Below are 13,591 nucleotides of genomic sequence, written 5' to 3'. Positions count from 1 at the left end.
AGAGTTTTCTCTTTTCTATCATGATGCCTTCTCCAAACATCGAAATAATCTATCTTCAAATTGGTCATCTAGACCGGAAGAGATCAGTTCTAGGCGGCTTTCTGAACACTCGTCTAGTTCAAACTCTGTGAGTCCATCTGATGTTAGATTGTAACCAAAAATACCGCTTCCCGTGATAAAAACCGCTTTCATTCGTTCGACCTTGAGGTCGAGCAGCAATAATCTCAGCTTTTGATGATCGAACACGTTTTCAGCGGATATACGCCAACCGATACTGTAGAAACCTTCCCCCTGATTGGTTGCTTTTAGAATGCCGCTCTCAGGCATAGGCAACTCAGGAACAAGTGACTTTTTCTCTCTTTCACGATAAAGAACAGAGGGCGTTTTTTGCACGTCAATACGAGTCGCTCCCCCACATTCATGAAAAGGGATAGCGCCATGTTCAGCGAAAATCACTTTTGTTTCCCGCAGACCGAGCTTTGCTATATAAGCCGTCAGCTTTTGCTCATCTTCATCTTGATAGAGATCGCGCTTATTACCTACCACTGTATCTGCGATAGTGATTTGCTGGTTAAACGTTTCATGCTCAGTGTACTTAGGATCCGATAGTTTACGTGCATCGACTAAAGTAATGTTTTTTTGCAAAGCGAGAATTTGACGATAATACTCGGTCGATAGCACTTGCAGTACTTCTTTAGGATGACCAAGACCTGTAGGCTCAATCAACAATCGATCTGGCCTTGCTTCAGACAATAATTGATTTAAAGCGATTTGCATCGGAAGACCTGCTGCACAGCACATACATCCCCCGGGGACCTCTCGAATAAACACTTGGTCTTGTTGTTTTTTTTGGCCTTGTAACAAGCTGCCATCAATACCAACTTCGCCAAATTCATTGACCAATACAGCCCAACGTTCATGGCTAGGTTTATGGGTCAATAAGTGCATTATTGCCGATGTTTTCCCCACCCCGAGAAAGCCAGTGATGATGTTAGTCGGCACTCGCGAAATCAGTGGCTTATTAAAGTTCATTGGCAATTCTCCGGTAGCCTTGGACTAGTTCATGGTTGGCAGAAACGACGGATTCGGAAAAAGCTGAATATTCTGGCGGCACTTTAGAGATACTCTCTAAATCAAAACCGACACCAATATTGGTCATCGGTGGTACATGGAAATAAGCGGGTAAATCGAGGCCATCGACGACACAGTTATGACGAATAACACACCTCTCACCGATGACGCTATTGAACACGACGGAGTTGAAGCCAATGAAAACATCATCACAAACCTGGCAAAGACCATGAATAATCGAACGATGAGCAATGGATGAGCGCTCACCAATGGTCACCGCAGCCCCTGCCTTAGAGTGAATTACGACACCATCTTGGATATTGGTGTCACGTTTGATGACGATAGCTTCCATGTCTCCATGGTTATTAACTTCGTCAGCTCGAATAACAGCATAGGGTCCAATAAAAACGTTATCCTCAATAATGACTTTGCCACAGATAATAGCGGTTGGATCGATAAAGGCTGTTGAGGACACCTGTGGCATATGGCCCGTTGGGCTTCTTCTTAACATAATGCTTCCAGTTTGTTTATGGCTCTTTTTTTACGGTCAGCGACTTAACGATTGAAGGATAAACGCATCGCTCCAGCTGGTTTATCGATGACTTTGTTATTGGCATAAACTAGCGCGCCATTGACCCAAGTCTTTTGAATTTGAGCTGAAAATTCATGTCCAGCAAAAGGCGACCAACCACAGTGATATAAACTGTTTTCGTTGCTAACTCGTGTTGGGGTATGAGCATCAACCAACACCAAATCGGCGTAGTAACCTTCACGAATAAAACCTCGGCCTTGAATGCCATAGCGAATGGCCAGGTTGTGCGCAGTTTTTTCGACTACTTGAGTCAAACTCATATGACCTAAACGGACATGCTCGAAGAGAGTAAGTAACGCATGCTGAACTAACGGCAGTCCGGCTGGAGCCTGCTCGTAAGGCACTTGTTTTTCTTGCCAAGTGTGAGGAGCGTGATCTGTTGCAATGATATCTATTTGCCCCGTATTTAACGCTTTTAACAACGCATCGCGGTCACTAGGAAACTTGATTGAAGGATTACATTTGATCAAATTACCAAGAGCGCCATAATCTTTGTTGCTGAACCAAAGATGGTGAACACAAGCCTCCGCGGTGATTGATTTATCTCGAATGTCTCCCTCGTCAAAAAGTGCTAGCTCCTTCGCCGTTGTGATGTGCAGCACATGCAGTTGGCTGTGATACTTTTTGGCAAGTTCTACCGCATAAGAAGATGAAGCGTAACAGGCCTCTTCGTCACGCAAAATGGGATGGTCTTCGATAGTGAAACCTGGCTTCTTAAGCCTTTGCTTTTGCTGGTTTTGTTTAATAACAGTCCCACTTTCACAATGAGTAACAATGAGTACTGGAGAGTCACGAAAAATTGACTCTAACGCTTGCGGATCTTCGACTAACAAATTTCCTGTTGATGCCCCCATAAATACTTTCACACCACAATGTTATTTGGGGTTAAGTTGTTTAATCTGTTCAAGATTGTCTTCGGTTGCACCGAGGTAGAAAGAATAATTCGCAAACGAGCTTTCTTTAGCGAGAGCGAACTTGCGCTCTAACGAGTCAATAGTCGTTGTAGCCGGACTAACATTGGGCATTTCCATGTAGCTTGTAATACCGCCGGCTACCGCTGCCCGCGACTCGCTTGCAATTGTGCCTTTATGTGTCAACCCAGGTTCTCGGAAATGCACTTGATCGTCAATCATGCCTGGCAGTAAATAAGCCCCTTTAGCATCAATTACAATATCTCCGTGTTGTACGGATATATTAGTAGCAATCTTGTCAATTCGTTGATCAACAATACGTAAATCTGTTTCGGTAATGGCTCCTTCGTTAACCACCCGAGCGTTTTTAATCAATGTTGCTGACATAATTCATTCTTTTAGATAATTTGAAAAGGTGGCCAATACTCGGTCACCTTGTGAAGCTATAAGGGGAGATCGTGTGTCTGCCTCATAGGGGGCGGTTTGCGCATTCATCGCAAACACAGGAAATCTCAAATTGTGGGCTAAGAACGGTGAAGCCTTCTTGTATGGCTTTCGCACATACGCTAGAAATAACATTGGCTTCAACCGCTATTTCACTAACCTTTCCACACTGAGAGCAAATCAAAAACTGTGGAACGCCATGCTTCTGATCGCACGCGATTTGAGAACAAACGACGTATTTACTAGATGTATTGAGCTTATGGACAAAGTGCTCTGCTTCAAGGAAATCGAGTATTCGATAAACCGACATCGCTTGAATGTTTTGAGAAAAGTTGTGATTGCAGTAGTCAACTAGTTCGTAGGCAGAAAGCGGCTTCTCCGCATATAGCAGTGAAGTCAGTATCAATTTCCGTTTAGTAGTGAGTTGTTTACCTCGCAGCAGGCAGATTTTCTCTACCTGCTTCATGACGTCATCTACCGTTTTGAGCTTTCTCATATCTCTAGATGAAATCCAATGTGAGTAGTAAGCGACGTTCATTGTCTGCAACATGTGGAGAGCGATGTATAAGTCCAGTGGCTTCATTGCCTTCCCAACCACTTCCTTTGAGCAGGGCAACATCGCCAGGCTGCATTCGTCGTATGGCACTTTCAGAGTCGTATAAGCCCGATAGGTGATCAGGTTGACCAAGACTACCGGCACCGAGTTTAGTGCGATCAATGGTATCGTTGGTTAACCATTCGGTCGCTCGGCCGGTATAAGTTATGACAAGTCTGCAAGGCACACGATCAAAGTGAAATTTCGGGCACATCGGGCTGTCTAGGCGAGTTAGCCTCAAACCTGCTTCTTTAACCTCAAACAAACAGCAGAACATATCGACGATTAAAGCAACATCTTCACTCAGCGCATCAGCACACGCATAGCCCTTTAACTTGCTTCGTACCCATTGTGCAGCATCATCTGGCGTGACACTTTGTACCAGTGCCAATCTAGGCTCCTGTGCCAGCATCAGATTAATGTCCTTCGTCAACTCTTTCGAGAGCGTTCGCTGCCATATGGCAATATTGTGCTCTGGTTTGTAGATGTCGCTAAGTATGTTCGCTGATGTCGATATCGCCAACGATGATGTTGTTTGGACACGAAGCGGGTTCTCAACTACATCAATGCTCATATATCTTCCTCCCAAGCGTTAAAAAGGTCAGGTAAAGGTTTTAATAACGTTGATTTTCTAGGGCTATGAGACCTAGTAATCGTTACGATTTCGCTCTAGTTCACGGACATATTGACACAGTCCCACCCCATGTAGAGTCAAGTCAGACAACGCTTGTGAAGAAATCAACGTTTACTCTCTCTCAATAGGAGACTACTGGTTGTGAGATCAATTCTTTAAACAACAAATTGTAGAGCCCCAAACAAAGCAATGTTATAACATAACAATTAATCTTTTCAATATTTACCTTTTTTGATTAAAAATAATTAGGGGAACATCATGAGCATGCGAGCACGGAAATTATATTCCGCGATTAGAAAAGTAACGCGTAGGTGAATCGCCATAGACCCGACGAAACATCGCGATAAAGTTGCTGGGCGTCGAATAACCCAAAGCATGTGCAACCGCTCCTACAGATTCCCCTCGAGCTATCATTTCTAATGAATGTATTAGCAGTACTTGTTGCCGCCATTCATTAAAACTCATGTTTAACTCACTTCGAATCAATCGTCTTAACGTCCGAGATGAGACTGCCCCAATATTGGCCCAATGCTCCACAGAATGTTTGCTGTTTGGGTCTATTAAAATTGCTTGAGTAACTTTTTGCAGTCTCGGATCTCTGGGCAGCGGGATGTGGAGTGACTCATGAGGGCTATTGACGATTTCATCGGATATTACGGCAAGAATACGTAAAGACTGTATGGATAGATCGTCTGTTTTGCTCCATATCGATGCTCTAACCGATAGGGCTTTCAACACATCGCTCATTTGGATAACACAAGGTCTCATTGGAAACCGCTCACAACTCTCTGGAGTAAACAGTAATGAACGACCTTTCAGAGAACCACAAAAATAAACACTGTGCATCGCACCCGGGGGGATCCAACCAGCTCGGTGAGGTGGTAGTATCCACGTTCCTTCATCGGTTTTGACCTGAATTAGCCCTTCATCTATACACAGTAACTGGCCTCGATGATGACTGTGCCAATTATGTGGCCGTTGATCCAAATGGTTGAAGTCGCTCCTTTCATGCTGCCACTCCTTAACGATCAGTGCGGCGCCATTTTTCCATTCGCTGTAATCAGAGTTTGTCACTTTATTTACTCAATTCCATTTTGGCCATTATTCATTATTTTCTGTCCTCTTAACGTTACCATAGCAAGTTAGCGTTCGAGTAACATTTTAGCAACGACCATTTTATCGAAGGCAGAACCATCATGAACGAACCTATCTTTATTATCTATTACATTACGGCAGGCTTGGGCATTGGCTTTCTCGCAGGACTCGTTGGTGTGGGTGGTGGTGGAATGGCCGTCCCTATTTTTGCGTTTCTATTTTCACTACAGGGAATAGCTGATACGGAAGTAGTGCATCTTGCGTTGGGGACATCAATGGCTTCGATGATTGTTACAACATTGGGCAGCATGCGCGCTCACTACAAAAAAGAGAATGTAGACTCGACAATGGTAGTAAAAATGTTGAGCGGAGTTCTAGTCGGAACATTTTGCGCCACATTCGTAGCATCGTATCTACAAGGAGTCTATCTGGCAGGCTTTTTCAGCGTATTCATGTTGTATGTTGCTTATAAGATGTTTCTCAACACTGAAAATGAGTACAACCCTAACCCACATGGGGCTATCGGTAATATCACTGTAGGCTCGGTCATTGGCTCTGTATCAGCACTTGTCTCTATAAGCGGTGCGGGGTTGATCATCCCCTATCTTGTCCAGCAAAATTTTGAAGTAAAACGTGCTATTGGAACCTCTGCTGCGATAGGTTTCCCTATCGCGCTGTCAGGAAGCCTCGGTTACATGTTAAACGGATGGGAAAATACAGATTGGAACAACTTAGTCTTAGGATACATATACCTTCCTGCAATGCTCAGCTTCTCCATTAGTAGCTACTTAACTACTAGCCTCGGCGTGCGTTGTGCAGAGTATTTCCCAAATAAAGTTCTTAAGAAAATCGTTGGTATTTTGTGTGTTCTTCTAAGTTTCAAAATGTTGGTACAAGTACTTAGTTAGAGCAAATAACACGGTCACTAGTAGGCCTTGCACTATGGTGAAAGGATAAGCCTGCAAAAACTTACTTCTCGCTTTGCTGGTCCAAGCACACAATGTGTAAGAAAGCTCCTCATTGTTGCACTCTTATGACTTTGTTAACCTGGCCAGAATTACATCCAAAATGTGCTGATGATTGTCCTTTCTGGAAACCTCGTCACGCTCCTGGCAAAGTGCTTCCTCCCCTTCTGATGCGAGAATTTTAATGCCACGCTCAGTACATTCTGCGAACGCACTAAACTGACTCGCACTGGGGATCTCTTGAAATGTTACATTGGGAAGAGCAACAAGTGATTCGGCTGGTGTCAGTGCGGGATATAGCCGATCAGAGAGCGCCACCACGGTGATAGCATTGTTCATCAAGGCCAGAGTTTCAGGGACAAAAGTTTTCGTTAGCTCAGGGTTGATAACGACGACCGATTTCAGTTTGTTTTCAGACTGAAATCGGGGAAATTTTTGATCCGGGATGCTGGTAATATCAACGTTATTTTCACGTAACCAATGACAGTCTACATTGGTGGCGTTGTGACACGATGTTCGATATTTCTCCGGGCTTATTTGCGCTCCGGAGAGCATCAGCATAGATGTGCCGCCCAGAAAAAAGCCGACCCCCTGCACTGCATCAGTATCTACGCCTCCGGACAGTATCCCGACCGAACTTAATTCGTTCAGCCCAAGCACCAAATCACTGGTTCTGAATGTGATTTCATCGACAGCCATTTCTGCATTGATTTCGTTCGGTGCAGGAGGCTTTGGTACCACAACGACATAACCTTGTTGCGCCAGGCTCGAGGCTATCCAACCACTGTGGGAAAACGCTGACCGTGTTCCGCCCTGCGACAAAAGCACAACGGGAAATTTTCCACTTGCTAAAGGGGCATCTAACTGCGTTTCGACTGATTTAAAAATGTTCCCCCTACCAAACGAGAAGTTGTTTTTTTCGTTCGTTGTGGGATACCAATAATAGACTTCCACAGGCTTGTCTCTGTCTTCACTGAATCCCGTTTTGATTGTTAGCGCAGAATGGTATTTCGGCTCATTCGTACTGGCGCTGGCACTGACACACAATGTAGCGAGTAGAAAAGACATTATTATTTTGGTTTTCATTTTTCCCTCAGCCGGCAAACACATTCTTCTGCACGGAATCTGAAGATAACGAGCAGAAGAATATCCATATATTTTGCGAAACATAGCAATTAAGCTATTCATAGTCGAGGTAACCCAAAGAAAATGATAGACCGCTCCAGCTAGAGCCTTTCTTTTCAATAATTTTCTGCGGATATCCACCATGCAGAAGTTTGTACTTTACTCATTGTAAACGACTAATCATTGCCTCTTAAGGCAACATTAGAAAACCAACCGTATTCACAATCCATAACTCCATAACTCATAGTTACACCGATGTATATCTAAGTGAGCCGAAGCTTCATTGCCCATCCAGTGCCCTTTGCATTTTTATAGCAAGGTAGCCAAGCACCATTTTATTACGGACCATTGCTGCGCGGCTAATGCTTTTGTTTTGTATCGTAACTGATTTGCTTACTGACGTTCTTTAGTTGCACTCCTACCTTATTAAATGCCTTTTGAATAGTTGTGGAAACATGCTGGCGGCCCTCTCCTTCAAAAAAATTAGCTCGATCTTGCTTCGTTTCGAATACGCAGACTATTTCTAAACTTTGTGGAAAAGAAGAGAATTTGACGGTATGAGTCACCCAAAGAAAGCCATCGTAGCCTTTTAGCGTATCTTCACAAACTTCGGTCAACACTTCTCTAATTAGATTCTCGACCTTCTTATCTGATTTGCGCATGAATTAAACTGCCTTCCTATCTAACGCCTTTAATTAGGTTTCAGTGTACATTGTCTTAAACAGTATTTGGCAGTGGTATTTAGTCAATAGCCTGTAGATGAAGTTATTCGCACGAAGATTTACCGACCTACTCGCTTCGAACTACATCTTACGCTGTTAAAAATAAGCGCTTTGCAACTCTACAAAACGCTTCTAACTTATTAGATTATTTTAAGTGTGTTTCAAGGAATGCAGAAACCTTGTCCATTGCAATGCCGACTGCTTCTGGATGGTCATACAGTTCATAGTGAGACCAGTTTTCCAAATTAACCAGCTGTCGGTCTTTTGATTGAACAGAGCGGCCATAAATTTCCTGCCCATCACGATAAGCACCAAACGCCCCGACTTTTTGCCCTACCACGGCCATAACAGGCTGAGTCAATAACGTTTCGGCAAATGCAAAGGCATCCCAGCTCAGTGTTTTCTGTGCATGTGAAAACAGCATACGAGTTGCACCACCTTCGGTTTGTCCACGTGATGTTTTGTAGTATTCAGTAGCTTCGAACACGTCTCGTTCTGTTAATCCATTTTCTTTTGCAAATTCAATATTTGGAGGAAGAAGTTCATCGATTTTCAGCTCTGAGCCGCGAGCTTCGGCTGTTCTCTGTGCAGCCATAGCTTCAAGATTGGCGATAGGGTCGTACATACTAAAGCCTTCACGGAACAAGCGGCCTAAGTTAACAGGCGTAATACCTACGACAGCTTTCAAGCGCTTTTCGGTTAGGGCTGAATTGATCATGTAACCACCACCGCCGCAGATACCGAGTCCACCAATTCTATTCTCATCGACATAAGGTAAAGTCACTGCATAGTCGATAACGCGACTGATATCTTCAACACGTTGACTTGGGTCTTCTACGTAGCGAGGCAATCCCCCCGATTCTCCTTGGAAGCTCGCGTCAAATGCGATCACGACGTAACCTAACTCAGCAAGGGCTTTACCATAGACAGCGCTGGATGTTTGTTCTTTACAACTACCAAAAGGATGAACGCTTATCATTGTTGGGTAGCGTTTCGATTCATTGAAGCCTTCTGGAAATAAAATTAATGCAGACATATCCCAAGCCATATCAGCATTTCTAAAAGTGATTTTTTGCATATTCATAATCAATACCTTAAGAGTAAAAAGCCTTGAGAGCAGAAAGGCTCGAAGCAATTGAGCCTTTCATCGGGAATATTAAAGAGTGCGTTGGAAGAAAGATGCGAGTTGGGATACTGCGTCATCGACGTATTCGGCAACATCATAAAGCGACATATGGTTTGCACCATCAATGGCATACAAGGTTTTATCTGAACTCGCTGCACGTTCTATCAGGTCATCACTCATCCATTTGCTGCCTGCGTCACTACCAACGACAGCAAGAATTGGCTGAGTTAGGAATGCTTCCGCTTTGTGGTACGCATCGTAAGTAATGATCTGGTTTAAGTTACGAGTTAGAGCAAAACCCGGCGCATTTGGATGTTCACAACGTGGTGTGTGGTAATACTCCCAAGCTTCGCGTAGCTCTGCATTTGAGGCATCTTCTTCACGCATCGGAGCTAGAGGAATAGTCGCGAATTCTGTACCATTCGTGTCGGTTGTGCGAGCATTCGAACCAAATTCTAAGTAACCAACAGCGTCAGCATCGTTAACCGAATTATCCCAACCATTACGGAACATTTGGCCAATGTTTACGGCACTAACCATACCCAGTGCTTTGATTCGACGATCATTGATCGCTGCATTTGCACTATAGCCCGCACCAGCACAAATCCCCATTGCGCCAATTTTATCGTTATCGACGTACTCTAACGTTGTCAGATAGTCGACGACTGCGCTCACGTCTTCAGTACTCGTGTAAGGGTTTTCCATTTGGCGAGGCTCACCTGTACTTTCACCTTGATACGAACGGTCAAACGCAATGGCAATTATGCCGCTTTTTGCAAGTTTACTCGCATATAGGCCTGCGGTTTGCTCTTTTACGCCACCACCTGGGTGTGAAACAACAACCGCCGCATATTGTTTACTTGCATCAAAATCTGTAGGGAAGTTGATAACCGCTGAAATCTCAATACCTTGACCATTGAGATTTTTGAAAGTGACTTTAGACATAGCGACATTCTCCATTAGAGGTTAACTGTTCATCTCAGGCTGACCTAAGCTTCGATGTAATATTAGTCAACACACTGTTTCGGATAAATATCGTTTTATCTACATGACTGTTTAGTTATACTTAACAAATGAGAATAGAACCTTCTTTAATTTCATCACTGACGTGGTTTGCACATATTGCTCGCCATCGCAGTTTCACTAAAGCAGCCTTAGAAATGGGGGTAACCCGTGCTGCCTTATCACAACACCTAAAAGCGTTAGAACAACAGCTACAAGTTCGGTTAATTAATCGAACCACCAGAAGTATGTCGCTGACGGAAGAAGGCCAACGTCTGCTTGATATTTTGCAACCTTCATTGGTGAACATTGAGCAGGTCGTTAACGAATTGAACGACTCTCATCTTGAGCCTTCGGGATTAATCCGTATCAGTGTATCAAGAACCGCTGCTCGGCTGCTTATTGAGCCCTATCTAGGTGAGTTCCTCTCTCGTTATCCTAAAATACGCCTAGAGCTAATCATGGATGATGGGTTTTCTAACATCGTCGCAGAAGGCGTTGACGCTGGCATTCGCTTAGGATTAAGCTTAGATGAACATATGGTTGCGATCCCTATTACTCCGCCGTTAACAACGGCAATAGTGAGCTCTCCTGAATACTTTAGGCAAAATGGACTACCTCAAACTCCTGAGGATTTAGAAGATCACAATTGCCTTGCTTATCGTTTTACCTCTAGCGGAACAATTGATCATTGGTCGCTAACCTCTCCAGATGTTGCAAAGCGCACCCTCGTTTTCGAGCCTAAAGGCAATGCTATTTTTAATGATGACTATAGTATGTTACAAGCTGCAATACAGGGTGTGGGTTTAGTGAAGCATATTGATTTATGGGTGGAAAAGCACATAAATGAGGGAAGATTGACCCGAGCTCTGACACCTTGGTGCAAAGAGTTTCCAGGGTTTTATTTGTATATACCTTCACGAGAGCATATGCCGAAAAAAATCCGCGTCTTGATGGATTTTTTAATCGAAAAGCGCGAAGCTCTGAAACCCAAAGAGTAATTGTCAAATTGCTTTAAGTAAAAAAAGCGAGCACGAGGCTCGCTTTTAACTTTCTGTTTTCGTTATATATTACAATAGCTCAACCGATTGTTTGGCTATCACAAATTCCTCGTTAGTAGGAATAACAAGAGCTTTGGCACCTAACAACTCAGATGTTGCAATAACACCTGCGTTACCAAATCTTGCATCTTCGTTACCTTTCTGATCTTCAACAAAACCTAACAGTTTTAGGTTTTTCAAGATTTCACGACGAATTGGTAGTGAGTTTTCACCAATACCACCAGTGAAGATGATGCCGTCTAATGAATCCAGAGCCGCGAGGTAGGATGTAATGTATTTCGCAACGCGGTAAGTGAAGATCTCAAATGCCAACTTCGCACGTGAATTCCCCGCTTCCATTGCTTCTAGTACGCCACGAGCATCACTTGTCACACCAGATACACCTAAGAAACCTGACTTCTTGTTCATCATCTCGAACACTTCGTCTTTTTCCCAGCCTTTACGGAAAAGGAACTCGATAACACTTGGGTCGAGGTCACCACAGCGAGTGCCCATCATTAGGCCAGCTAACGGCGTCAAACCCATACTTGTATCAACACATTCGCCATTTTTAACCGCACTCACTGATGCACCGTTACCTAAGTGCACAGTGATAAAGCTGCTTTCTTCAACCGGCTTATCTAGCATTTTCGCTGCTTCACGGCTTACGTAGTAGTGGCTTGTGCCATGAGCACCGTAACGACGCACTTTATGCTCTTCGTAAAGCTCGTAAGGAAGTGCGTACATAAAGGCTTTGGCTGGCATTGTTTGGTGGAAAGCAGTGTCGAATACAGCAAATTGAGGCAGTGAAGGGAACGCCGCCATTGCCGCTCTCATGCCTTCAGCGTTCGCTTTGTTATGAAGTGGTGCAAGTTCAGCAAGGCGCTCTACTTCTTGAATAACTGTTTCATCAACTTTCACAGTTCCTTTAAAGGTTTCACCGCCTGCGACAATGCGATGGCCTACAGCGACAAATTTTGAGCTCAAACCTAGAGTTTCGAGTAGTTTTACCACTCGCTCAACAGCGTACTGATGATGGTTACCGCCAGCTGGAATTGCTTCAACGGTTTTTTCTCCCTGATATTTCCAACTGATTTCAGCTTCAGGTAGGCCAAAACACTCACCAATACCTGATACCAAAGCTTCACCGGTTTCAGAATCAATAACAGCAAATTTTAATGAAGAGCTACCAGAGTTGATCACCAGTACAAACGAATTAGACATGAAATAGTTATCCTGTTGTAGAGCAGAGGTTGTAATAGCGCTTGTGCGCTGCGTACTTCTTGTTTGCCCCTCTATTATTCAATAATTTTTTAATCTTTCAACAATCTTTTAGTAAAAGCGATTTGATTGAACAAATTTTGTTGATCTGTAGCAAGTTTTGATTTTATTTGAAGACTAAAAAATATCACTTGTTAAACATAATTTATGAATAGGTCAATTTGTACAAAGTCAGATATATAAGCTACGTTGTTTATTGGGTGAACAAAAATAACAAACCAATCAATAAATCGGGGTAATAATGTGCCCACTATTGCATTTCTATTAGTGATCTTAGGTTTGATTTTGCTCTGCTGGGGATGGCAGATGACAAAAAACATCTGCTCGAAAACTGACGTAACCGGGTGGACTTTCCTATTATTGTTAATCAGCTGTTTCATTTTTGCTTATGCCGTTTTTTTGCACGCTATCATGCAAAAACCTATTACTTCTCTCTTAGAAACGGGGGTTTCTCTTATACTTTTTGGCGGCAGTATCTTTGTCGTGCTGGTGATTAAGTGGAGCAACGATTCGATATTAAAGCTTCATACTGTTGCTGAAAGAGAGAAGCGCAATGCCGTCCATGACGCTCTTACTGGGCTCCCTTATCATAAATACTACTTTGAGTCTATCGAAGACATGACACAACCTGAAGGCCAATGACTGATTCAAATTATGAGATAACCTCAAAAACGTCGAAAGATTGATAATACGTTTCAAGGTAAGCTGGTTAATTTCTTTTCACAGCAAGCCGCACTGAAGGCTCCCGCTCTATCGTTGAGAACACGATTGCGCTAGCACATGGATTAGGGTATTCGGTCGTAGCAGAAGGCGTTCAAGACATGGACACACTGCATTTTTTGAGAAGTCGAGGCTGTGACATCATTCAGGGTTACTTGTTCTGCCCTGCCCTTAGACGAAGTAATAAGTTGGGTAAACAAACACGATGAAAAGCAAAACCGTATTAGACGCGCATAAAAAAGCCGAGCGCTTTGCTCGGCTTTCAATT

13 protein-coding genes and 2 pseudogenes are annotated in these 13,591 nt (G+C 43.5%); 4 read left to right on the top strand and 11 right to left on the bottom strand.

The features are described from left to right. Positions 1-18 precede the first annotated feature (18 nt). The 6 genes and pseudogenes from R7E47_RS03560 to R7E47_RS03535 form a co-directional block, all read right to left on the bottom strand. Entirely contained in the window at positions 19-1,032 is a 1,014-nt protein-coding gene (locus R7E47_RS03560) for a CobW family GTP-binding protein (RefSeq protein ID WP_005375717.1), read from the bottom strand. Then, the gene (locus R7E47_RS03555; RefSeq protein WP_318083745.1) at positions 1,022-1,582 is read right to left on the bottom strand and encodes a carbonate dehydratase; all 561 of its coding nucleotides are present in this window, start codon (positions 1,580-1,582) and stop codon (positions 1,022-1,024) included. The genes R7E47_RS03560 and R7E47_RS03555 overlap by 11 nt, the downstream gene beginning before the upstream one ends. Before the next feature lie 44 nt (positions 1,583-1,626). Next, positions 1,627-2,961: pseudogene (locus R7E47_RS03550) on the bottom strand (dihydroorotase). Between the two features lie 82 nt (positions 2,962-3,043). Beyond that, the gene (locus R7E47_RS03545; RefSeq protein ID WP_017635740.1) at positions 3,044-3,514 is read right to left on the bottom strand and encodes a Fur family transcriptional regulator; all 471 of its coding nucleotides are present in this window, start codon (positions 3,512-3,514) and stop codon (positions 3,044-3,046) included. A gap of 4 nt (positions 3,515-3,518) precedes the next feature. Further along, on the bottom strand, positions 3,519-4,187 hold the full coding sequence (locus R7E47_RS03540) for a DUF1826 domain-containing protein (RefSeq protein WP_005375711.1): 669 nt from the start codon (positions 4,185-4,187) through the stop codon (positions 3,519-3,521). 339 nt (positions 4,188-4,526) lie between these two features. Beyond that, entirely contained in the window at positions 4,527-5,321 is a 795-nt protein-coding gene (locus R7E47_RS03535; RefSeq protein WP_005375710.1) for an AraC family transcriptional regulator, read from the bottom strand. Between the two features lie 122 nt (positions 5,322-5,443). On the opposite strand from R7E47_RS03535, the gene R7E47_RS03530 reads away from it, so the two are divergent. Beyond that, positions 5,444-6,250: a sulfite exporter TauE/SafE family protein gene (locus R7E47_RS03530; RefSeq protein WP_062730947.1), complete on the top strand. Its 807-nt coding sequence runs from the start codon at positions 5,444-5,446 to the stop codon at positions 6,248-6,250. Positions 6,251-6,373: 123 nt separating this feature from the next. Here R7E47_RS03530 and R7E47_RS03525 read toward each other — a convergent pair whose 3' ends face one another. The 4 genes from R7E47_RS03525 to R7E47_RS03510 all read right to left on the bottom strand — a co-directional run bounded on the left by R7E47_RS03525 (position 6,374) and on the right by R7E47_RS03510 (position 10,225). Beyond that, the gene (locus R7E47_RS03525; RefSeq protein ID WP_238970826.1) at positions 6,374-7,393 is read right to left on the bottom strand and encodes an alpha/beta hydrolase family protein; all 1,020 of its coding nucleotides are present in this window, start codon (positions 7,391-7,393) and stop codon (positions 6,374-6,376) included. Between the two features lie 398 nt (positions 7,394-7,791). Further along, entirely contained in the window at positions 7,792-8,094 is a 303-nt protein-coding gene (locus tag R7E47_RS03520; protein WP_005375707.1) for a hypothetical protein, read from the bottom strand. A gap of 205 nt (positions 8,095-8,299) precedes the next feature. After that, a complete protein-coding gene (locus R7E47_RS03515; protein ID WP_005375705.1) occupies positions 8,300-9,238 on the bottom strand; it encodes an alpha/beta hydrolase in 939 nt (312 codons plus the stop codon). 72 nt (positions 9,239-9,310) lie between these two features. Continuing rightward, on the bottom strand, positions 9,311-10,225 hold the full coding sequence (locus tag R7E47_RS03510; protein WP_017821078.1) for an alpha/beta hydrolase: 915 nt from the start codon (positions 10,223-10,225) through the stop codon (positions 9,311-9,313). 128 nt (positions 10,226-10,353) lie between these two features. Between R7E47_RS03510 and R7E47_RS03505 the strand changes: the two genes are divergently transcribed. Next, positions 10,354-11,283, top strand: coding sequence for a LysR family transcriptional regulator (locus tag R7E47_RS03505; RefSeq protein WP_318083743.1), 930 nt, complete (start codon positions 10,354-10,356; stop codon positions 11,281-11,283). A 69-nt stretch (positions 11,284-11,352) separates the two neighbouring features. Here the strand turns inward: R7E47_RS03505 and R7E47_RS03500 are convergent, their stop codons facing one another. Next, positions 11,353-12,546, bottom strand: a complete 1,194-nt coding sequence (locus R7E47_RS03500) for an acetate/propionate family kinase (RefSeq protein ID WP_017821080.1) — start codon at positions 12,544-12,546, stop codon at positions 11,353-11,355. A 468-nt stretch (positions 12,547-13,014) separates the two neighbouring features. Between R7E47_RS03500 and R7E47_RS25480 the strand changes: the two genes are divergently transcribed. Continuing rightward, on the top strand, positions 13,015-13,245 hold the full coding sequence (locus R7E47_RS25480) for a hypothetical protein (protein WP_258670099.1): 231 nt from the start codon (positions 13,015-13,017) through the stop codon (positions 13,243-13,245). A gap of 71 nt (positions 13,246-13,316) precedes the next feature. Further along, positions 13,317-13,560, top strand: a pseudogene (locus R7E47_RS25475) (EAL domain-containing protein); the annotation flags it as partial. Between the last annotated feature and the right edge of the window lie 31 nt (positions 13,561-13,591).

Source organism: Vibrio sp. Vb1026, assembly GCF_033338745.1.
GTDB lineage: Bacteria > Pseudomonadota > Gammaproteobacteria > Enterobacterales > Vibrionaceae > Vibrio > Vibrio alginolyticus.
This window is presented reverse-complemented; position numbering and strand designations above follow the sequence as displayed.

What these genes read in the sequence shown, in the direction of transcription:
- R7E47_RS03560 (WP_005375717.1), bottom strand. Translation starts at nt 1,032, where the DNA reads ATGAACTTTAATAAGCCACTGATTTCGCGAGTGCCGACTAACATCATC.
- R7E47_RS03555 (WP_318083745.1), bottom strand. Translation starts at nt 1,582, where the DNA reads ATGTTAAGAAGAAGCCCAACGGGCCATATGCCACAGGTGTCCTCAACA.
- R7E47_RS03545 (WP_017635740.1), bottom strand. Translation starts at nt 3,514, where the DNA reads ATGAGAAAGCTCAAAACGGTAGATGACGTCATGAAGCAGGTAGAGAAA.
- R7E47_RS03540 (WP_005375711.1), bottom strand. Translation starts at nt 4,187, where the DNA reads ATGAGCATTGATGTAGTTGAGAACCCGCTTCGTGTCCAAACAACATCA.
- R7E47_RS03530 (WP_062730947.1), top strand. Translation starts at nt 5,444, where the DNA reads ATGAACGAACCTATCTTTATTATCTATTACATTACGGCAGGCTTGGGC.
- R7E47_RS03525 (WP_238970826.1), bottom strand. Translation starts at nt 7,393, where the DNA reads ATGAAAACCAAAATAATAATGTCTTTTCTACTCGCTACATTGTGTGTC.
- R7E47_RS03520 (WP_005375707.1), bottom strand. Translation starts at nt 8,094, where the DNA reads ATGCGCAAATCAGATAAGAAGGTCGAGAATCTAATTAGAGAAGTGTTG.
- R7E47_RS03515 (WP_005375705.1), bottom strand. Translation starts at nt 9,238, where the DNA reads ATGAATATGCAAAAAATCACTTTTAGAAATGCTGATATGGCTTGGGAT.
- R7E47_RS03510 (WP_017821078.1), bottom strand. Translation starts at nt 10,225, where the DNA reads ATGTCTAAAGTCACTTTCAAAAATCTCAATGGTCAAGGTATTGAGATT.
- R7E47_RS03505 (WP_318083743.1), top strand. Translation starts at nt 10,354, where the DNA reads ATGAGAATAGAACCTTCTTTAATTTCATCACTGACGTGGTTTGCACAT.
- R7E47_RS03500 (WP_017821080.1), bottom strand. Translation starts at nt 12,546, where the DNA reads ATGTCTAATTCGTTTGTACTGGTGATCAACTCTGGTAGCTCTTCATTA.
- R7E47_RS25480 (WP_258670099.1), top strand. Translation starts at nt 13,015, where the DNA reads ATGCAAAAACCTATTACTTCTCTCTTAGAAACGGGGGTTTCTCTTATA.